Genomic DNA, 20436 nt, shown 5'->3' with positions numbered 1-20436 from the left:
CCCTTTTGTTCCTTGTAACCTTAGATCGCCGGAAATATCAATTCAAGGTACTAGGTTTGGTCGCGGTACCAGTTCAGGATATAGACCCGAATGGCCGAGGCTAGGCCAGTTTCTGGGTCGCGTGCAACGTCAATGTCCGCTGCCAGAACGTTGATGGGAATATCTTTTTCTCGGGCAATATCACGAAACGCCTGCCAGAACTCATCCTCAAGAGACACTGACGTGCGATGCCCTTTCAGGGTCAGGGACCGTTTAACGGGCCGTCCGCTCATTCCTTGATCTCGTGATTGTCGAGGTCACGGCGCTGTTTTTCCAGACGTAACCGCTTAGATTCTTTTTCGGGTTTGGAGCGGCCGAATTTTACAGCGTTCTGGTCGGCACGAGCCTTTTTCTCGGCCCGTGCCTTGTCCTTTCGATACCGGTTCAGGTTGACCGGCGTACTCATCTGCTTTTGGGGCCAATCATGTGTTCAGGGCGAACAACGGCGTCAAAGGTTTCTTCATCCACGAAACCCAGCGCAATCGCCTCTTCCTTGAGGGTGGTGCCGTTCTTATGCGCCGTCTTGGCGACCTTCGTCGCGTTGTCATAGCCGATGGTCGGCGCCAGAGCGGTTACCAGCATCAGCGATTCCTTCATCAGCTTGTCGATGCGCGGTTCATTGGCCTTGATGCCCAGCAGCATACGCTCGGTGAAGCTGTCGGTGGCGTCACCCAGCAACTGAAGCGATTGCAGCAGGTTGTAGGACATCATCGGGTTATAGACGTTCAACTGGAAATGGCCTTGTGAGCCGGCGAATTTGATCGCCGCGTCATTGCCCATCACGTGCGCGGCCACCTGTGTCAGTGCCTCGGCCTGTGTCGGGTTTACCTTGCCGGGCATGATCGAAGAACCGGGTTCGTTCTCGGGCAGGATCAGTTCACCAAGGCCCGAGCGCGGGCCGGAGCCCAGCAGGCGGATGTCGTTGGCAATCTTATAGCAGGAACCTGCAATGGTCGCCAAAGCGCCGGACAGAAACACCATGGCGTCATGGGCGGCCAGCGCTTCGAACTTGTTTGGCGCGGTGACAAAGGGCAGGCCGGTGATCTTGGCCATGTTCTGTGCGACGGCTTCGTCCCAGCCGTGATGGGTGTTCAGGCCAGTGCCAACGGCGGTTCCGCCTTGCGCCAGCTCGTAGATACCGGGCATCGCGGCCTCGACCCGGGCGATGCCCTGACGGATCTGATGCGCATAGGCCCCGAATTCCTGTTCCAGCGTCAGCGGAGTTGCGTCCTGCGTATGGGTGCGACCGATCTTGATGATACCGGCGAATTCAGCCGCTTTTTTCTCAAGCGCCTCGGCGAATTTGGTCAAGCCCGGCAACAGTACGTCGCGTACGCTGACGGCGGTTGCGATATGCATGGCGGTGGGGAAAGTGTCGTTGGACGATTGCCCCATATTGCAGTGATCGTTCGGGTGCACCGGGTCTTTCGAACCAATCACACCCCCCAGAATCTCAATGGCGCGGTTTGCGATCACTTCGTTTGAGTTCATGTTCGACTGGGTGCCGGAACCGGTCTGCCAGACGACCAGAGGGAAGTTGTCGTCGAACTTACCCTCGATCACCTCACCCGCAGCCTGAATGATCGCGTCGGCGATCTTGTCATCCAGTTTGCCAATGGCCTTGTTTTCCATGGCGCAGGCTTTTTTGATCACACCCAGCGCCCGCACGATGGCAACGGGCTGTTTTTCCCAGCCGATGGGAAAGTTCATGATCGATCGTTGAGTTTGCGCGCCCCAGTATTTGTCGGCGGGGACCTCAAGTGGTCCAAAGCTGTCGGATTCGGTGCGAGTCTGAGACATCTGTCACTCCGTCTAGTATGCGGTTGTATGCCGTTTATCCGCAGCAGGGACACGGGGCAATCGGCCAGTTGCGCGCACCATAAACTTATGTCTCTCAGAGGTATAGACAGCCGGGCAGGCCAAATAATAAACGTTAGCGAAAACAGTGCCATTGTGCTGGACCGGGCTAAAGTTAATATGAGAGCAACAGAAGCGGAGGTCGACATGCGCGCACCAACTATCCCGAAATCGATACACCCGGTTTTTTGCGTGTTGCTCGCATCCATCTGGGTTCTGGTTTTGCCCCTGCAGGCCAAAGCGACGAATATAGGACCTTTCGTGGGCGACTATGTTGGGTCGGCTAATGTTGTCGACGCGGACGGAACCGAAACCCCGCGTGACATGAGCGTGTCGATCCACGAAACCAAGGATGGTTTCAACGTCAGTTGGTCGACGACCACCTACAAGGATGACGGGCGCGTCAAAGAACAGAAATTCTCGGTGGATTTCAGGCCATCGGCCCGCCCGGACGTTTTTTCCGCCGCAATGAAGCGAAACGTGTTTGGGCACGAGGTCCCGCTGGACCCGATGAAGGGAGAGCCGTTTGTCTGGGGCCGAATCGAGGGCAATACAATGACGGTGTTCTCGTTATTTATCGACTCGAACGGCGGATATGAGTTGCAGCAATATGATCGCACCCTGGCAGAGGGCGGGCTTGATCTTTCCTTCTCAAGATTCCGCAATGGAACCAAATCTCGTTCGGTCGAGACGTTTCTGCGGAAAGAATAAACCCCGCAGCACGGCGGGGTTTCGGGACTTTACTTGCGGAAACTGTCCAGCGACACAACATCCGCATCGTGATGAGGTTCTTCTTCCTCGGGCTCGACCTCGATCGTCTCTTCGTGAATCTGGGGCTCTTCTTCTTCGTCCTCGGTGCTTTCAAAACGCAGGCCGAATTCGACTGATGGATCAACGAATGTCTTGATCGCCAGATAGGGGATATACAAAGGCTCGGGCGCATCGCCAAAGTTCAGAGTGATGGCAAACCCATCCTCTCCGACCTCTAGATTTTCGAACCAGTGTTGCATGACGATAGTCATCTCATCCGGATAGCGCTGGCGCAGCCAATCCGCCAGTTCGACCCCATCTTGCCGTGTGTCAAAGGTGATAAAGAAATGGTGGGCTCCGGGCAGGCCGTTCTTTGATACGTCGGTCAAAACGGTCTTGATCAGACCGCGCATGGCCGTGTGCATCAGGGTCCCATAGTCGATGTCTTGCGACATATTTGATCCTCGAAAGTGGTTAATCTCAGCATAAGGGATTCGAACGGAAACGAAAGGCCGTGTTGGAGAGTATTGACTACAAAACCTGCAACAACATTCCGGCCAGAACCATTGCGATCAGCGTGGTCGCTAAACCGGATTTAAGGCGGAAAATCAACAGCCCCGCAGCAAGGGTCAGAAAAAGGGCGTGAATATCCAACGTCGCCAGATCCGGTAGCGGCAGGATAATTGGTCCCCAGCTCCAACCGGGCACCTGATCAAACAGCACGTTCAACCCGAACCAAACCGAGAGGTTGAGAATCACGCCCACCACCGCCGCAGTGATTCCCCTGAGCGCTGCGGTCAGGCGTGGACGTGTGGAAATACGATCCAGATACGGGGCCGCCAGAAAAATCCAAAGAAAACATGGCACGAAGGTCGCCCAAAGCGCGACCAGCCCTGCTGCCAACGCCAAACTTGCGCCACCGGCGATCTGACCGCTGAGCATCGCAACAAACTGCGTCACCAGAATCAGTGGCCCCGGAGTGGTTTCTGCTAAGCCCAGCGCATCGATCATCTGATCCGTGCTGACCCATTGATAGGTTTCAACCACGGTCTGCGTCATGTAGGCCAAGACAGCATAGGCCCCGCCAAATGTAACAACAGCCAGCTTGGCGAAGAACCAGCCAAGATCGGCAAGCAATTCCTGCCCTGTGAGGCTGAGAGTGATCAAAGGGGTCAACCAAAGGGATAGCCAAAGCACGGCCGTCCTGATCGGGCGTGCTGAGATGGGGGTTGGCGTCGCGGGCGCAGCCTGCTCCTTTGATGTGGCAAAGCCCCACAGGGCGGCCGTGGCGATGATCAGGGGAAAGGGCAGGTTCAGGGCAAAGATCGCCAGAAATGCCAATCCCGCGATCACACGTGGCTCGGCACCGACCAGCGCTTTGCATGAGAGGTTGCGCACGGCCTGAACAACAATCGCTATTACGGTGGCCTTGACGCCAAGAAACGCGGCCTGAACCAAAGGCAGGTTCCCGTAGGCGGCATAGAGCGCGACAAGAACCGCGATGATCAAAGCGCCTGGCAGGACAAACAGGCCGCCTGCGATCAGCCCGCCCAAAACACCCCGCAGCCGCCAACCGGCGTAGGTGGCCAGTTGCATCGCTTCGGGGCCTGGCAATAGCATGCACAATGACAGGGCGCGCAGATAGGTTTGTTCGTCAAGCCAGGGTCGCCGCTCGACCAGTTCCTGGTGCATCAATGCAATTTGCGCAGCGGGCCCGCCGAATGACAGCAATCCGATCCTGCCGAAAACCCGTATGAGTTCCTGTATCGACGGATTCATGACCCATAACCCGCTGGGAGGTCATACTTGTTCTGAAAATTAAGGTCAGTTCGCATGCTCATCAGGATTAGCGCGCGCGTGGTTCCGATCAGCCGAGCAACTTGTTTGGCGGTCATAGCGTTGGGTGCAGCCATAGCATGTTTCCTTCGTCACTTCGGATACATGCGAAACTTGGGCTGCCGCCTCACGGGGTGTTCGCAAGCCTACCCCCTGTGGGTCAGCTAATGTGTTCGGGCGCTATGGGTCAAGCTTCTGTTGGGTTTGTGTCAAGCCCAATCCAGACGCTGCCCGGTCATACAAACGGGTAGGGTATCTTGCGGAAACTGGCCCAACTGTTCGAACAGTGAAATGAAATCGAACTGGTTGTAAGCCTCAACCATTTTGTCGCCCTTAAAGCGGGCCATGACCTGTCCGGTGACTTCCAGCGGGGCGCCATTGTCGGCGCGAAAGGTTCGAACGTGCAGAATGCCAGACACCCAATCCCCGTTCTCGATCACCTTGGGCAGTTCGACCGATATTTCACCCAGAACGTGACGAAACGCCATGACCAGATCGCGGAAATCATCCACGCCGACCTGCATTTCAGGGATCAGGCCCTCGGCCATCGTGTCGGGCGCAAAAAACTGATCAATGGCATCCGTATTCCCCTTTTCCCAAATCTCGGAATACCACGCACGCAACCTGTCGGAATTTGTCATCTTTGTTCTCCTGTCAGTCCAGCGGACGATGGCCGACATTGGTGAACAAAGACTGAACAGGTGGTGAATCACCGATAAAAATGCGTGCATAATGGGGGAAATGCAGGTTTCTGTTGCCAGGTACCTGCGAACCCCGCCTTACACGGCTAGGTATAAGGGCTTAAGTTTCGGTCTTGTTACTGCTTACGCAGCAACTGCAACCGGAGCACGATTGTCGTTTGCAATTGTACTAGTTTCGCCGATAACGGTGGCAGACAGCCGAGACAAAGCTAACCCCTTTAGACGTTCGTCGATCCTGTTTCGGCCCCAAAATCCCCAAACGAAGGATGGTTGGTGGAGCCGCCGGGTACCGCCCCCGGGTCCGATCCGCTTATTACGAGCGCGTTTATGTCCATAGTCCCGAAGGACATTTCTTATATAGGCGAGCGCGGGGTCAGATGCAAACTCAGATTGTAATCGCCTCGAGCAAGTAATTCCAATATGTTACGGGGTTTTATTCATGTTCGCGAGTATCAGCCATACCGCCAGGATCAACTCGATTCCACCAAAGGTCAGCGCTTTGACAAAGGGCGGATTGTCGATCGCCAGCGAGACGAACCGACCCAGCGCGGCGCCTGCGTAAACGACTCCGAGCATCATGTAGGCCGTTGGGTTGTTCAGCCACAAAACCGCGATGCCCGTGACGACAAACAGACCTCCGACCGAGGCGCGCATCTCACTCAGGCCCATGGTGCTGGTCGTCGGGGCGAGGTCCAGCGCATTGGCTGTATAAGCCGGAGCCAGAAAGCCAAACAGTCCAAATCCTATCGTCAAAATCGCAGCCAGTGCGTTTAATGCAGTCGTCATTTTCCTATTACCTTCAAACGGCTTTCTTGCGTTTCTCAGCCACATCTCGCGCCAATTGACGCGTATATGACTCAAGTTCAAACAGGGCTGCGTCCACCGTTGCCGCATCATGGGCGTCCAAGGCATCGGCAATCTTTGAATGGAGGGTGATGATCTCTTCCCGTGACCTTTCAGAAAAGGTGATCATGTTCATCAGCGGCTGCATGGCCTCAACCGCTCCGGCCAGTTGGTAGGACAGGACGGGATTACCGGCGCCGTCCACCAATGCGCGGTGAAAGGCCACGTCCGATGCGCAGAAAGCTTCATCGGTCAGGCCGGGCTGCGACTGCCGGAATATTTCTGCCCGCATCGAGGCGAGTTGATCTGCTGTCCGACGTTCGGCCGCCAAGGGCGCGCACGCTCTTTCCAGGGCATAGCGTGCCTCACATGCAGTATCGAAACTGACAGCGTTCATTGACAAAAGCAGGGTCGAGGTGGTGATCTGCTGGGAATAAGCATCGGGAAAGCTCAGCCGGTTGACAAAGGCGCCGCCCGTTGCGCCGCGCTGCGTGCGGATCAGCGATTGCGCGGCAAGCCTTTTCAGGGCTTCACGAACAGTTGGGCGCGACACTTGGAACTGCTCGGCCAATTCAGCCTCTGACGGCAGGCGTTCGTCGACAATTAGTTGCCCTGAAATGATGGCATCACGGATCGCCTGCGCGATCTGGGCGGACAGGTCGGCAGGGCTCTGCGGGTCGATTTTCATTTTCGTTTGGGTCCGAAGTGCGTTTTTATTTGTCTGACATTTAAAAGTCTGACATTTGAAAAGCAAGGGAGATGAGTCGGGAGGTTCAAGTGAGTCGCGCCCTCATACGTTCGGGTCTTTGGCTGGGATTTTACATCGCGATCCTTTGGTCGTGGTGGATGATGGTTTCGATGAGCCGCGAAATGGATCTGGACTGGACTGGCCGGCCGGGTCCAATGGGGCAAGCCATGGCCGCGATGGACCCGCGAATGGACATGTACATGCCAATGGCAGAGTTCGGGCCGCTGTTCTGGATGTGGGCGATCATGATGGCCGCGATGATGTTGCCAACCTTGGTGCCGACATTGCGCAGCTACGATGACCTGATCCGCAGTGCCAATGGTACACGATCAGGTTGGCTGGGCGTTCTACTTGGATATTTTGTGGTCTGGGTCGGGTTCGCGGCGCTGATAACTGGCGCGCAGCTGGCACTGCTGTTCGGCGGAGCGGTCGACATGCTGGGCATCGCCAAGTCTCCTTATCTGGCGGCAGGTCTGCTGATTGCGGTTGGCGCCTTTCAGTTCTCACGCACCAAAGAGGTCTGCCACGGCGTCTGTCACGCTCCGATGACCTATTTTCTCGGCCATTGGAAAACCGGCTTTGCTGGCGGTGTGCGCATGGGCCTTGGATTGGGCGCGTTCTGTGTCGGGTGCTGCTGGGGCTTCATGGCGCTTGGATTTGTCGGCGGCGTCATGAGCTTGCTGTGGATGGGCCTGGCGACCCTTTTCATGGTGTTGGAGAAACTGCCCCAGATCGGTCATGTGGTCACGCGTCCGATGGGCTTTGTATTGATCGCGGGCGGTATCGCTTTGCTTGTCTACCCTTTTATCTTTGGAGGATAACCTGATGGCAAAAAACAAGAAACCCGATGCGGACAGGTTGCCCATCAGCCAGCGCATAGACAGCCGGATGCCCAACCCAAAGCGACGCGAGATGAGCCCGACGGATTGGGCCATCAAGGGTGAGCTGATCCTGAACTGCTCTTGCGACGTGTTTTGCCCCTGCGTCGTATCGCTTGGCGCGCACCCCCCGACCGAGGGGCATTGCCACGCCTGGATGGGTGTCATCATCGACGAAGGCCATTACGAGGGCGAAGACCTGTCCGGCCTGAAAGTGGGTCTTCTGGTCGATATTCCGGGCCGCATGGGCGAGGGACAGTGGAAAGTCGCCGCTTATGTAGACGAGCGCGCCAGCGGCAAGGCCTATAACGGGCTGTTGCAAATCTTCAGCGGTCAGGCGGGCGGCACAACCGGTCTGTTCACCATGCTGGTGAGTGAGATCATCGGGGCCGAGCGCGCTCCGGTCCAGATTGAACGGGACGGCAACAAACGTCGTATCGTGATTGGTCGCAAGATTCAGGGTGAGATCGAGATGCTGGCAGGCAAGGACCCCGAGCATCCGGTTATGGTTTCGAATTCGAAATACTGGATGGGGCCGGATATCATCGTGGCGCGGGGCACTAAGTCCAAGGTGCGCGACTATGGGCGTGTGTGGGACTTTGGCGGAAAATCGGCTGAAATCTGCCCCATTGACTGGCACGGACCGAAGTGATGATTACAGGCGCATATGCCCGCGAAATGACGCGCTATAACCGATGGCAGAACAGTCAGTTAACCGGTTTCCTTCAAGCGCTGTCGCAAGAAGAGTTAACGAAAGAGCGTGGTGCATTCTTTGGGACAATTCTTGGGACTGCCAACCATCTTCTCTGGGGGGATTGGATCTGGATGTCCCGCTTTGACAAGGGCCCAGGCCCCGAGGCCAACCCGCACAGGGCGGGCGGCGGAATACATGAAAGCGCGTTTCTCTGCGCCGACATGTCTGAGTGGATGCCCTTGAGATCCAAGATTGATGCGCGCATTGCAGAATGGGCCGAGACCCTGGGTGACGGTCCATTGACCGGGGATTTCACATGGTACTCAGCCACGAAAGAGGGCGATGTTACAAAGCCTTACGCGCAATGTGTGATCCACATGTTCAATCACGAGACGCATCATCGCGGCCAACTACATCAAATGCTGACCGAGACCGGCTCTGAAGCGCCTGTCAGTGATATCGTCTTTTTACCCGAGGAATTCTGAAATGGCGGTCATCGCGCCCAATCGCCGTGTTCGAAAAACCCCGTTTACGCCCGGGGTCGAGGCCGCAGGGGTCGGCGGGTACACGGTTTATAACCACATGCTGTTGGCCACTTTCTTTGAAAGTGTCGAAGCAGATGCAGCTCATTTGAAGCAGCATGTTCAGGTGTGGGATGTCTCGTGCGAGCGGCAGGTACAGATCAAGGGTCCGGACGCATTGCGGCTGATGAAGATGCTCAGCCCGCGAGATCTGGACAGGATGCAGGCGGATCAGTGCTATTACGTGCCGGTTGTAGACCAGAATGGCGGAATGCTGAACGACCCGGTCGCTATCAAGCTGTCTGATGACCACTACTGGCTTTCGGTGGCAGACGGTGATCTTTGGCAGTTTGCGCTGGGGATTGCGGTTGCTCTGGGTCTGGATGTTGAAGTTTCCGAACCGGACGTTTCGCCCCTGGCCGTTCAGGGACCAAAAGCGGATGAGCTTATGGCGCGGGTATTCGGAGAAGACGTTCGGGATATTAAATTCTTCCGGTACAAACGTTTACGTTTCGAAGATAAAGAGTTTTTGGTTGCGCGGTCCGGCTGGTCGAAACAGGGCGGGTTCGAGATTTACGTCGATGGGTCCGACTATGGCATGCCGCTGTGGGACAGCTTGTTTGCCAATGGGCAAGATCTGAAAGTGCGCGCGGGCTGTCCAAACGGGATTGAGCGGATTGAAAGCGGTTTGCTCAGCTTCGGGTCTGATATGCGGCGCGAAAACACACCATATGAGTGCGGTTTGGCCAAATTCTGCAATTCACCGCTGGATTACATTGGCAAAACGGCCTTGGCGGAGCAGGCAGAAAATGGGCCACCTCGGATCATCCGGCCCATGGTGATTGAAGGTGATATCGGACCGTGCACTGGTTCGTGGCAATTACTGGCCTCGGGACAGCAAGTCGGCCAGATCGCTTCGGCCGCGTATTCACCTGAATTTGGAGTGAACGTTGCTATCGGGATGGTTGATCGCGCGTATTGGGACGCGGGCACACGGATTGAAGTCATGACAGAACATGGGATGCGGTGGGCCGTAGTGCAGGAAAATTTCTGGCGGTGAGCCGAGCGCCGTCGGATCGCCTCCGGCGGGAGTATTTGGGAAAAGATGAAATCGGGCCATGGGTCGCCCGGCGTGGGAGAAACATTATGTTTAATGCGCTACTTGTTGAAAAAAATGAGGAAAGTGGTCTGGCTAGTGCGGCTGTTCGTCAGATCTCTGTGGATGATCTGCCAGCCGGCGAAGTGACCGTTGCCGTTGAGTATTCCACGGTTAATTACAAGGATGGTTTGTGCATGTCCCCGAAAGGCGGTGGCTTGGTGCGCAGTTACCCCCATATCCCCGGTATTGACTATGCGGGCACCATCGAGATGTCTTCGGATGACCGTTACAAACCCGGCGACAAAGTGGTTTTGACAGGTTGGCGCGTTGGTGAAGCCCATTGGGGCGGTTATTCCCAAAAGGCAAACGCGCGCGCGGATTGGTTGGTTCCGTTGCCCGAAGGTTTGACCCCGCGGCAGGCGATGGCTGTCGGCACTGCGGGCTTTACGGCCATGCTGGCCGTTATGGCGTTAGAGGATCATGGTTTGCAGACCGGTCATGGACCGGTTTTGGTGACAGGCGCGGCCGGTGGTGTTGGTTCGGTAGCGACGGCGATATTGGCCAACCTCGGGTACGAGGTAGCTGCGGTGACAGGACGCCCTGAGACAGGTGACTATCTGAAATCGCTGGGTGCCACGACCATTGTGCAACGCGAAGAGCTGAACGAAACCACCAAACGTCCGTTGGAAAGTGAAGCTTGGGCGGGTTGTGTGGATGCTGTCGGTGGCGCAATGCTGGCGCGCGTATTGGGGCAGATGAAATATGGCTGCTCGGTCGCGGCCGTGGGTCTGGCCGGTGGTGCCTCTCTTCCCGCAACTGTCATTCCGTTCCTGTTGCGGGGGGTTAATCTGCTGGGGATCGACAGTGTCATGCAGCCCTTTGAGAACAGGGTTCGCGCCTGGAACCGCATCGCGTCAGATCTGCCGATGGAGAAGCTTGAGGCGATGGTACAGTCGGCAACGCTGTCGGACCTGCCAAAGTTAGGGGAAGACATTCTGCAGGGGCAGGTGAAAGGGCGTGTGGTCGTTGATGTAAACGGCTGATCTGTTTTCCGGACCGAAGACCGGCTGTTCGCGGAAATGGCCGGTTTCCGGCTTTGACGGTTTTTGCGCCCGAAGTGGAAACAACTCTGGCCATTGACACAATTCCTGCTCATGATTGCTATACATCCCATTTCTGATGGCTTATGACCCATCCAACAGCACCTGAAGACGGGGAGTGAGCAGAATGTCTGACGATTTTGAATTGGACACCGACGATCTGAAACGCCGCATGGACGGCGCGATGGCCAATCTGAAGACCGAATTTGCATCGTTGCGGACCGGACGCGCGTCGGCCTCGATGCTGGAACCCGTTATGGTGGACGCTTATGGTTCGATGACACCGATCAATCAGGTTGGTACAGTGAACGTGCCGGAACCGCGCATGGTTACTGTAAATGTGTGGGATAAGTCACTGGTCGGAAAGGTGGAAAAGGCAATTCGGGAAAGTGGCTTGGGGATCAACCCTCAGCTGAATGGCACGATCATCATGTTGCCGATCCCTGAACTGAACGAAGAACGCCGTCGTGAACTGGGCAAGGTTGCCGGGCAGTATGCAGAAAGCGCGCGGGTTTCCATCCGCAATGTGCGACGGGACGGAATGGACCAGATCAAAAAGGCGAAGGCTGACGGCATGTCCGAGGATGACCAGAAGCTTTGGGAATCCGAGGTGCAGGATTTGACCGATGCGATGATCAAGGCCGTCGATGACGCGCTTGAGACCAAACAATCCGAGATTATGCAGGTCTGATCCGCCGATATGCTCAACGATCCTCATAAAACACTGGCTGTTGGCCCTAGGCACGTGGCTATTATCATGGACGGTAACGGCCGGTGGGCGCAGGCGCGGGGGCGACCCCGGTTGTTCGGCCATCATGCAGGCGCGCGGCGCGTGCGCGAGGTGGTCGAGGCTTGCCCGGGGTTGGGGATCAAATATCTGACGGTTTTCGCCTTTTCGACTGAAAACTGGAAGCGCACGCAGGCCGAAGTTGCCGGATTGATGAGCCTGTTTCGGCGGTACATCACGAAAGAGGCTCAAACGCTTAAGGACAACGGTATCCGTGTTCGGTTTATCGGTGACCGGGTTCGGTTGGATTCAAAGCTGACAGAGTTGATGGATAGCCTGGAACGGGCAACACAGAACAATGATCTTGTGCACCTGACCGTCGCGCTGAACTATGGCGGTCGGGATGAGGTGGCGCGCGCCACTAAACGTCTTGCCCGGGATGTGGCCGAAGGGAAGTTACGCCCTGAAGACGTGGATGAGGAAACCCTGCCTAAATACCTGGATACGCGGGTTTTACCTGATCCCGACCTGGTCATTCGCACCAGTGGAGAAGCGCGCATTTCAAATTTCCTACTCTGGCAATCTGCTTATTCCGAGTACGAGTTCATTGATACTCTATGGCCGGATTTCACCGCAGCCGAACTGGAACGCTTATGCCGCAGCTTTGGCGCGCGTGACCGGCGGTTTGGAGCGGTTCCGGCATGAGCGACGGCCGATGGTCCGATCTGACGACCAGGGTTTTATCTGCCGCAGTTCTGGTCCTTATCGGCGCAGTTGAGGTTTGGCTGGGTGGACTATGGTTCGAAGCGTTCATTGCTGCGGCTTGTGGTTTGATGACCTGGGAACTGGTACGCATGATCGATCCGCAGCGGAATGGTGTGGCCATTCAACTGGGTATTCTGACGGGCGTTGCAGTCGTTCTCAGTTACCATCTTCCACCTTTGTATAAACTGCCGATTCTGCTGGCGCCGGCCCTTGTCGGGGCAGGTCAGGTTAATCGAGACAAAGGCATTTATGTGCTGTTTGCGTTCTGGATTGCCGCGTCGGGGCTGGGATTTATCTCGATCCGTGAAAACATGGGTTTTGGCTGGATGGTGTGGCTGATTTCGGTGGTCGTGGCCACGGATGTCGCCGGGTATTTCGTCGGAAAGGCGGTTGGCGGGCCAAAGTTCTGGCCACGTGTGAGCCCCAAGAAGACATGGTCCGGTACGGCCGGGGGCTGGGTTGCTGCGGCTTTGGTTGGGGCGGCGTTTGCTGTTCACGCAGGGTTCGGGGTGCCTTTCGTTCTTGTCTCTGTGCTGGCGTCGATGGCCAGTCAGGCGGGCGATATCGTGGAAAGCGCCACAAAGCGAAGGTTCGGGGTCAAGGACAGTTCTAACCTCATCCCGGGTCATGGGGGCTTTCTGGACCGGTTTGATGGTATGATGGGTGCGTCTTTGTTTGTTCTGCTGGCAGGGCTGATTTACGCACCCGGAGGGATGTGATGCGCAAAGTATCGATCTTTGGCGCGACCGGTTCGATCGGGCAGAACACAATTGACCTGATCGCGCGAAATCCGAGTGCTTATGATGTTGTGGCCTTAACCGGCGGCGCAAATATCGCGCAACTGGCGCATGACGCGCGCCGGTTGAAGGCAGATGTCGCAGTGACGGCCTATGACGACCGCCTGGATGATCTTCGCACCGCGTTGGAAGGGACGGAAGTTCAGGCCGCAGCCGGGCAAGAGGCTTTGATCGAGGCTGCAAAGCGGCCCGCTGATTGGGTTATGTCAGCGATTGTTGGGTCGGCTGGCCTGGCACCCGGCATTGCGGCGCTAGAGCAGGGGGCGACCTTGGCTCTGGCCAATAAAGAGACGCTTGTCTGCGCCGGACCGTTGGTTTTGGAAACCGCGCGAAAGCATGGCGCGCGCCTGTTGCCGGTGGACAGCGAACACTCAGCGGTGTTTCAGGCCTTGGTCGGCGAGGACATGGGCGCGGTTGAGCGGATCATCATCACCGCCAGTGGTGGCGCGTTTCGGGATTGGCCGCTGGCCGATCTGGCCAATGCAACGGTCGAGCAAGCCTCAAGCCACCCCAATTGGGACATGGGTCAGCGGATCACGATTGACAGCGCCTCGATGTTCAACAAGGCGTTGGAAGTTATCGAAACAAAAGAGTTCTTTGGCATTCATCCGGATAAGATTGAGGTTCTGGTGCACCCGGAATCTATCGTTCACGCATTGGTTGGATTTCGCGATGGTGCGGTTCTGGGTCACCTCGGCGCCCCGGATATGCGCCACGCTATCGGTTATGCACTGCATTGGCCGGACCGGTTGGACTTACCTGTTCCCCGGCTAAACCTCGCAGCACTTGGGCAACTGCGCTTTGTCGCCCCGGATGAGGCGCGCTATCCGGCGTTACGCCTGGCGCGAGAAGTTATGGCGAGAGGCGGGCTATCCGGCGCGGTTTTCAATGCCGCGAAGGAACGCGCGCTGGATCACTTCATCGCACGTCGCGCAGGCTTTCTGGACATGGCCGATATGGTGGCGTCGGTTCTGGACAGATTTGACACCTCTGACGGCCTTATTGACGCCGCTTTGACCCTTGATAACGTGCTGCAAACGGACCATCTGGCACGTAAGTGGGTCGATGAAGCCGTACTTGAACGAGCAGGATAAAGTTTTGGACATATTCTCACTGATTCCCCAATTCGGCGGTGTGCTGTATACGGTGCTGGCCTTTGTCGTTGCTCTGTCTGTTATCGTGGCCGTGCACGAATACGGCCATTACATCGTTGGACGCTGGTCCGGCATTCATGCCGAGGTGTTTTCGATCGGCTTCGGCCCTGTTTTGTGGAGTCGCATGGACAAACGCGGCACTCGCTGGCAAGTCGCGCTTTTGCCGTTGGGGGGCTATGTAAAGTTCATGGGTGACTCCAATGCGGCGTCCGGAAAAGACGAGACCGCGATGGAGGAGATTACCGAGCAAAGCCCCGAGGAGCTGCGGCGCACCATGCACGGTGCCCCTTTGTGGGCACGGACTGCGACTGTCGCAGCCGGACCGGTGTTCAATTTCATTATGTCTATTGTGGTCTTTGGGTTGATTTTCTGGTCGCAGGGCGTGTCACGTGAACCTCTGACCGTCGGATCGTTGAACCCACTTCCCGGTACCGTTCAGGGCCTGCAGGACGGGGACGAGATCGTTGCCATAGCGGGCATCGCGACACCGGATTTTGACGACCAGACAACATGGCGCGAGTTCACCAGATCTTTGCCCGTTGAACCAGAGCTCGACTATACAGTCGTTCGCGACGGCGAGACCATTGAAGTGCCTGCGCCATGGCTGTTTCCGCCGTTGATTCAACAAGTTTCGCCGCGCAGTGCGGCCATGGATATCCAGCTGAAGGCCGGGGACGTCATCACTGCGGTTGATGGCGAGCCGATATTTGCTTTTGCACAGCTTAAGGAATTTGTCGAAAGTTCAGATGGACGGCCATTGTTGTTGAACGTATGGCGCGACGGGGTTGATTTAGAATTTGCCTTGGCCCCGCGTCGAACGGATGAGCCGCAATCGGACGGCGGTTTTGTCACCCATTGGCGCATTGGTATCGTTGGCGGCATGATGCTGGAGCCTGCAACCGTTCCTGCCGGTCTTTGGGATTCCTTCAAAGGCGGTGCGCGTCAAACTGTTCGCATCATCGAGGGATCGCTTTCGGGTATGTGGCACATGATCACCGGGGCGATCAGCACGTGTAATATTTCGGGACCCATCGGAATCGCAGAGACCTCGGGTGCGATGGCGAGCCAGGGGGCGCAGAACTTCATTTTCTTCATTGCAGTCCTGTCCACAGCCGTGGGGCTGCTGAATCTGTTCCCAATTCCGGCGCTGGATGGGGGACATCTTGTGTTCTATGCTTACGAGGCTGTTGCGGGCAAACCACCCAGCGACAAGGCGCTGCGTGTTCTGATGGGCATCGGTATTACCCTGATTCTGTCGCTGATGCTGTTTTCGGTTAGCAACGATCTATTTTGCTGAATTAAGGCGAGTGCGGCAATGTTGTGACCAAAAATCGCCCCAATTCGCGGGTAGGGTTCAAGTGAGACCTTACGAATGGGATCAGTCGTTATGACCAAGGCATTGCAAGATTCATATAAAGGCTTCACCGTGCTGTTCCTGTTGAACTGGCACTTGTTGCTCAGCTTTGCTGTGACCGCATTTGCAATGGCAATTGGCGCGTATTTCGTAGGCCTGTGATTCTCCTGAAATTGTTGGACTGTTGAGTGCGTTAATCAATACGCATCCGCGCGGTTTCGTCTTTTGACAAGACGGCTCCGACCGGCTACTCAACGTCTAAAGTCTCAAATTTCTGGGTAGAAAAAAACATGACTGACAGCAGAGGCACGGGCACATCCTGCGGCTTAATTTGGTCGCAAGGCAAGATTTTGTGGCAAGCACTAGCGGTTCTTTTCCTCTTTGCTGCGTTGAGTTTAACGGCGCTTCCTAAGCCGGCTGAGGCACAGACTTACACGATCACCAACTTCCAGGTTGAGGGAAATCGGCGGATCGAAACCTCGACAATCATCGCGCGGACGGGAATCGAACCGGGGCAAACCGTGACGGCAGGGCAATTGAATGATGCCTTCCAGCGTTTGCTTGACAGTGGCGTTTTTGAGACAGTCGAGCTGACGCCGCGCGGCAGCACCCTGGTTATCGAGGTCGAGGAATATCCAACCATTAACCAAATCAGCATCGAGGGGAATCGCCGCGTAAAGGACGATTTGCTTCTGGATGTGATCGAATCTCAGCCCCGCCGTGTGTTCACGCCGCAGATGGCCGAAGCTGATGCTGATCTGATCGCCGAGGTGTATTCGGCGCAGGGCCGGATCGCCGCAACAGTGATCCCGCGCATTATCCGCCGCAGCGACAACCGTGTCGATCTGGTTTTCGAAGTCGCCGAAGGCACGACGATTGAGATTGAGCGTGTCAGTTTCGTCGGCAACCGAGCATATTCCGACCGCCGCTTGCGCCGTGTTTTGGAGACCAAGCAGGCCAACTTCCTCCGGACATTCCTGCGAGGGGATACGTTCATTGCGGATCGGATTGAATTCGACAAGCAGGTTCTGCGCGATTTCTATCTATCACGTGGGTATGCTGACTTCCGTATCAACAGCGCCAATGTGGAGCTGACCCGCGAAAGGGACGCGTTCTTTCTGGTGATGAATATCACCGAAGGTCAGCAGTTCAAATTTGGTCAGATCACGACAGTTAGCGAGATCCCCGGCGTAGATGCGGCGGACTACCAAAAGGCGCTGAAAATCAAGCCGGGCGTTGTCTATTCGCCGACTTTGATTGAGAACTCGATTGCTCGGCAGGAGCGTTTGGGAATCAAGCAAGGTGTGGATTTCCTGCGCGTCGAGCCTCGGGTTACCCGGAACGAGCGCAACCTTACTCTGGACGTTCAGTTCGTTCTAACGCGCGGGCCCCGTATCTTTGTCGAACGGATCGATATCGAGGGGAATACTACAACACTGGATCAGGTCATCCGTCGTCAATTCGATACAGTCGAGGGTGATCCCTTTAACCCTCGCGAGATCCGGCAGAGTGCCGAGCGTATTCGCGCGTTGGGATTCTTCTCGGTCGCAGATGTTGAAACCCGCGAAGGGTCAACCGCAAGCCAGGTTATCGTGGACGTGGATGTTGAAGAGCAGCCGACCGGTTCGCTTGCTCTGGGTGGTAGCTACTCGATCTCCGATGGTTTCGGGATCGCGATTGGCCTGAACGAGTCCAACTTCCTTGGGCGCGGTCAGAACCTTGGTGTTACGTTGTCGACCGCCCAGGATTCCGAACAATATGTGATCAACTTCAGCGAACCCTATTTGCTAGGCCGCAAGTTGCGGTTTGATCTGGGGGTGGGTCTCGCAAGCACGAACTCAAGCTTTGCCAGCTTTGATACCAAGAGCGTGTTCTTCAACCCGCAACTGAGTTACGCCATCGGCGAGTTGTCGTCGCTGCGTCTGCGGTATGGCTGGAACCGTAGCGAAATGACACAGCAAAGCGGTCAGACGAGCGGGGCAGTGATTTCTTCGGAAATTGCACAAGGCGAACGTGTCGCCAGCTCAATTGGCCTGTCTTATGTCTATGACAGCCGGTTGGGTGGTTTGAATCCGAATGCCGGTGTTCTTCTGGAGGCCAATATCGATGCTGCAGGGATCGGTGGCGACAGCGAATATATCAAGACGACCGCCCGCGCGATTGCTCAGCAACGTGTGCTGAATGAGGAAGTTGTCCTGCGCGCGACACTCGAACTGGGTGCTTTGAATTGGACAGGTGACGGGTTTAGCCGGACACTGGACCGCTTTGTTCTGGGCCCGAACACGTTCCGCGGCTTCGAACCGGCCGGTTTGGGGCCACGCGACTTGTCAGGTGGTGACGACGACGCAATTGGGGGCAACTATTACTGGGTGGCCCGTTTCGAGTCGGATTTCCCGCTTGGCTTGCCAGAGGAATTGGGTCTGCGCGGCGGTGTGTTCTATGACGTTGGCAACCTTTACAACGTCAACAATGTGGATACGGCCGGGGCGAACATCGTAGGCGCCAATGGGTCCATCCGCCATGTTGTCGGAGTTTCGGTTCTGTGGGACACACCGTTTGGACCATTGCGTTTCAACTTCTCGCAGGCTCTGAAAAAAGAGTCCTTTGACAAGGAACAGAACTTCGACCTGACCATTCAGGCGCAGTTCTAGGGCTGTATGAATATGAAATGGACAATGAAACTGCAGGGCCCGATCCGGGCCCTGTGTGTTTTTCTGGCCCTTGGATGTGCCGGCTTGGCCGAGGCCCAACAACTGGGCGTCCCGCAGTCCGGGGTATTGACGATCTCGCGCGAAAGGCTGTTTACCGGTTCGGCATTTGGTCAGCGCGTGTTTCGAGAGATCGAAGTAGAAAGTGAGCTACTGTCTGCCGAGAACGAACGCATCATCGACGCTCTTAGCAAGGAAGAGAAGGAACTGACTGACAAGCGGGCAGAGTTGTCAGCGGAAGAGTTCCGCCCTCTGGCGGAGGCCTTCGAGGAAAAGGTTCAAACTCATCGAGAAAGTCAGCGGGCCAAACTGGATGCTTTGGCCAGACGCAGTGAAGAGGCGCGCGCCATCTTTGTTGAAATGGCGCAGCCCGTGCTTGTCGAGCTGATGCGAGAGACCGGCGCATCGATCATTATCGAACGGTCCAGCGTATTCCTCAGCGCCGATAGTTCGGACATCACCGATGTTGCCATCGAACGGATCAACACAGTGATTGGCGACGGCAAGGCGCTTGAGAACGAGCGTAGCGAATAGCGCTGCTTGCCCTTACGAGCCGGTATTGCTAACCACGCTGAGCAGAGACATTCAGAACGGGACATCAGCACAATGACAACGGAAACCAAGAGTGCCGACATTCAGTTGATCCAGCGCATTCTTCCACATCGCTACCCGTTTCTTCTGGTCGATAAGGTCGTAGATATCGACGGGTATCAATCCGCAGTTGGCATCAAGAATGTCACTATGAACGAGCCGCATTTTCAAGGCCACTTCCCGGGTACACCGATCATGCCGGGCGTCACAATTGTCGAAGCTATGGCTCAGACCGCGGGTGTTATGCTGGGCGTCGGAATGGATGTGATCGACAGTGAGCTGTTGATCTACTTCATGAATATCGACAAGTGTAAGTTCCGCCGCAAGGTTATTCCCGGCGATGTGTTAGAGATGCATGTCGAAACCGTGCGTGGCAAAAAGGGCGGAAAGATCTTCAAGTTCAGCGGTCGCGCGACCGTCGAAGGCGAAGTGGCAGCCGAAGCGGAATTTTCTGCCTATGTCGATTGGGACATGGAAAAAACGACATGAGCGATATCCACCCTAGCGCGATCATCGAAGACGGTGCGCAGATCGGGCAGGATTGCCGGATCGGTCCGTTTTGCTATGTCGGGCCACAGGTGTGCCTTGGGGACCGGGTCGAGCTGAAATCGCATGTGGTTGTAACGGGCGATACGTCGATCGGTGACGACAGTGTGATCTTTAACTTTTCTGTCATCGGGGAAATCCCACAAGACCTGAAGTTCGGCGGTGAAAATACGCGACTGGAGATCGGCAAGCGCAACCGTATCCGTGAACATGTCACCGTGAACACCGGTACCGAGGGTGGCGGCGGCGTGACTCGAATTGGCGATGATTGTCTGCTGATGGCGGGCGTTCATGTGGCGCATGATGTCCAGATCGGCAACCGCGTGATCATGGTGAACCATGCCGGTGCGGCGGGGCATTGCGTTGTCGAGGACGACGTGATCGTTGGTGGTATCTCCGGCCTGCATCAGTGGGTTCGGGTTGGGCAGGGGGCCATCATTGGCGCTCTGACCATGGTGGCGAAAGATGTCATCCCATATGGTCTGGTTCAGGCTCCGCGCGGCGAATTGGATGGGCTCAACCTGGTTGGTCTGAAGCGCCGGGGTGTGACGCGGGCGGATATCTCTGCCTTGCGGGCTGCATTCAAGGAATTGTCCGAAGGCGAGGGCACGTTTATGGACCGTGCCAGGCGTCTTGGTGACGACGCAGACAGCGAATATGTCCGCCAGATCGTCGAGTTTGTAACCGGCGAAACGGACCGGTCATTTCTGACTCCGGGAAAATGAGCC

Annotated in this window: 24 protein-coding genes and 1 other RNA gene; 16 read left to right on the top strand and 9 right to left on the bottom strand. The window is 56.2% G+C overall.

From position 1 onward, the window contains the following. Positions 1-50 precede the first annotated feature (50 nt). Genes ACP0GE_RS20490 through fumC form a run of 3 tightly spaced genes read right to left on the bottom strand, consistent with a single transcriptional unit; the run spans position 51 to position 1839 of the window. A complete protein-coding gene (locus ACP0GE_RS20490) occupies positions 51-272 on the bottom strand; it encodes a ribbon-helix-helix domain-containing protein (protein WP_424833729.1) in 222 nt (73 codons plus the stop codon). Further along, positions 269-445 (bottom strand): DUF4169 family protein, encoded by a 177-nt coding sequence (locus ACP0GE_RS20485; RefSeq protein ID WP_424833728.1) that lies wholly within the window; start codon positions 443-445, stop codon positions 269-271. The genes ACP0GE_RS20490 and ACP0GE_RS20485 overlap by 4 nt, the downstream gene beginning before the upstream one ends. Further along, complete coding sequence (gene fumC / locus ACP0GE_RS20480; RefSeq protein ID WP_424833727.1) at positions 442-1839, bottom strand: class II fumarate hydratase; 1398 nt, start codon at positions 1837-1839, stop codon at positions 442-444. The genes ACP0GE_RS20485 and fumC overlap by 4 nt, the downstream gene beginning before the upstream one ends. Before the next feature lie 204 nt (positions 1840-2043). On the opposite strand from fumC, the gene ACP0GE_RS20475 reads away from it, so the two are divergent. Further along, positions 2044-2607, top strand: a complete 564-nt coding sequence (locus tag ACP0GE_RS20475) for a hypothetical protein (RefSeq protein ID WP_424833726.1) — start codon at positions 2044-2046, stop codon at positions 2605-2607. A 29-nt stretch (positions 2608-2636) separates the two neighbouring features. Here the strand turns inward: ACP0GE_RS20475 and ACP0GE_RS20470 are convergent, their stop codons facing one another. From ACP0GE_RS20470 to ACP0GE_RS20445, 6 genes are all read right to left on the bottom strand, one after another. Beyond that, positions 2637-3101, bottom strand: a complete 465-nt coding sequence (locus ACP0GE_RS20470; protein WP_424833725.1) for an SspB family protein — start codon at positions 3099-3101, stop codon at positions 2637-2639. A gap of 76 nt (positions 3102-3177) precedes the next feature. Beyond that, the gene (gene chrA, locus ACP0GE_RS20465; RefSeq protein WP_424833724.1) at positions 3178-4425 is read right to left on the bottom strand and encodes a chromate efflux transporter; all 1248 of its coding nucleotides are present in this window, start codon (positions 4423-4425) and stop codon (positions 3178-3180) included. Between the two features lie 266 nt (positions 4426-4691). Continuing rightward, positions 4692-5123 (bottom strand): ester cyclase, encoded by a 432-nt coding sequence (locus ACP0GE_RS20460; RefSeq protein ID WP_424833723.1) that lies wholly within the window; start codon positions 5121-5123, stop codon positions 4692-4694. A 99-nt stretch (positions 5124-5222) separates the two neighbouring features. After that, positions 5223-5570, bottom strand: a transfer-messenger RNA (tmRNA) gene (gene ssrA / locus ACP0GE_RS20455). Positions 5571-5606: 36 nt separating this feature from the next. After that, on the bottom strand, positions 5607-5969 hold the full coding sequence (locus tag ACP0GE_RS20450; protein ID WP_424833722.1) for a DUF4345 family protein: 363 nt from the start codon (positions 5967-5969) through the stop codon (positions 5607-5609). 13 nt (positions 5970-5982) lie between these two features. Then, positions 5983-6714 (bottom strand): FadR/GntR family transcriptional regulator, encoded by a 732-nt coding sequence (locus tag ACP0GE_RS20445; RefSeq protein WP_424833721.1) that lies wholly within the window; start codon positions 6712-6714, stop codon positions 5983-5985. An 89-nt stretch (positions 6715-6803) separates the two neighbouring features. Between ACP0GE_RS20445 and ACP0GE_RS20440 the strand changes: the two genes are divergently transcribed. The 15 genes from ACP0GE_RS20440 (at position 6804) to lpxA (ending at position 20433) form a co-directional block, all read left to right on the top strand. Next, a complete protein-coding gene (locus tag ACP0GE_RS20440; protein WP_424833720.1) occupies positions 6804-7595 on the top strand; it encodes a DUF2182 domain-containing protein in 792 nt (263 codons plus the stop codon). Positions 7596-7599: 4 nt separating this feature from the next. Further along, a complete protein-coding gene (locus ACP0GE_RS20435) occupies positions 7600-8304 on the top strand; it encodes a DUF1326 domain-containing protein (protein ID WP_424833719.1) in 705 nt (234 codons plus the stop codon). After that, on the top strand, positions 8304-8831 hold the full coding sequence (locus ACP0GE_RS20430; protein ID WP_424833718.1) for a DinB family protein: 528 nt from the start codon (positions 8304-8306) through the stop codon (positions 8829-8831). Before ACP0GE_RS20435 ends, ACP0GE_RS20430 begins: the two co-directional genes overlap by 1 nt. Position 8832: 1 nt before the next feature. Beyond that, a complete protein-coding gene (locus ACP0GE_RS20425; protein ID WP_424833717.1) occupies positions 8833-9927 on the top strand; it encodes a dimethylsulfoniopropionate demethylase in 1095 nt (364 codons plus the stop codon). A gap of 86 nt (positions 9928-10013) precedes the next feature. Further along, positions 10014-11009, top strand: coding sequence for an acryloyl-CoA reductase (acuI, locus tag ACP0GE_RS20420; protein ID WP_424833716.1), 996 nt, complete (start codon positions 10014-10016; stop codon positions 11007-11009). A gap of 184 nt (positions 11010-11193) precedes the next feature. After that, on the top strand, positions 11194-11757 hold the full coding sequence (gene frr, locus ACP0GE_RS20415; RefSeq protein ID WP_424833715.1) for a ribosome recycling factor: 564 nt from the start codon (positions 11194-11196) through the stop codon (positions 11755-11757). Between the two features lie 9 nt (positions 11758-11766). Beyond that, entirely contained in the window at positions 11767-12498 is a 732-nt protein-coding gene (locus ACP0GE_RS20410; RefSeq protein WP_424833714.1) for an isoprenyl transferase, read from the top strand. Then, positions 12495-13277: a phosphatidate cytidylyltransferase gene (locus tag ACP0GE_RS20405; protein ID WP_424833713.1), complete on the top strand. Its 783-nt coding sequence runs from the start codon at positions 12495-12497 to the stop codon at positions 13275-13277. Before ACP0GE_RS20410 ends, ACP0GE_RS20405 begins: the two co-directional genes overlap by 4 nt. Next, the gene (gene dxr, locus ACP0GE_RS20400; protein WP_424833712.1) at positions 13277-14449 is read left to right on the top strand and encodes a 1-deoxy-D-xylulose-5-phosphate reductoisomerase; all 1173 of its coding nucleotides are present in this window, start codon (positions 13277-13279) and stop codon (positions 14447-14449) included. The genes ACP0GE_RS20405 and dxr overlap by 1 nt, the downstream gene beginning before the upstream one ends. 4 nt (positions 14450-14453) lie before the next feature. Continuing rightward, on the top strand, positions 14454-15806 hold the full coding sequence (rseP, locus tag ACP0GE_RS20395; RefSeq protein ID WP_424833880.1) for an RIP metalloprotease RseP: 1353 nt from the start codon (positions 14454-14456) through the stop codon (positions 15804-15806). 75 nt (positions 15807-15881) lie between these two features. Further along, positions 15882-16025, top strand: coding sequence for a hypothetical protein (locus tag ACP0GE_RS20390; protein WP_424833711.1), 144 nt, complete (start codon positions 15882-15884; stop codon positions 16023-16025). Positions 16026-16153: 128 nt separating this feature from the next. Beyond that, positions 16154-18514, top strand: a complete 2361-nt coding sequence (gene bamA, locus ACP0GE_RS20385) for an outer membrane protein assembly factor BamA (RefSeq protein WP_424833710.1) — start codon at positions 16154-16156, stop codon at positions 18512-18514. 24 nt (positions 18515-18538) lie between these two features. After that, a complete protein-coding gene (locus ACP0GE_RS20380; RefSeq protein ID WP_424833709.1) occupies positions 18539-19105 on the top strand; it encodes an OmpH family outer membrane protein in 567 nt (188 codons plus the stop codon). A gap of 72 nt (positions 19106-19177) precedes the next feature. Then, on the top strand, positions 19178-19651 hold the full coding sequence (gene fabZ, locus ACP0GE_RS20375; protein WP_424833708.1) for a 3-hydroxyacyl-ACP dehydratase FabZ: 474 nt from the start codon (positions 19178-19180) through the stop codon (positions 19649-19651). Then, positions 19648-20433 carry an acyl-ACP--UDP-N-acetylglucosamine O-acyltransferase gene (lpxA, locus tag ACP0GE_RS20370; RefSeq protein ID WP_424833707.1) on the top strand — a complete coding sequence of 262 codons (786 nt, stop codon included), beginning with the start codon at positions 19648-19650 and terminating at the stop codon, positions 20431-20433. Before fabZ ends, lpxA begins: the two co-directional genes overlap by 4 nt. Positions 20434-20436: the final 3 nt, after the last annotated feature.

It is taken from the genome of Ruegeria sp. (assembly GCF_965243365.1).
Classification (GTDB): Bacteria; Pseudomonadota; Alphaproteobacteria; order Rhodobacterales; family Rhodobacteraceae; genus Ruegeria.
The sequence above is the reverse complement of the archived record's forward strand: the minus strand, read 5'-3'. Positions and strand labels throughout refer to the sequence as shown.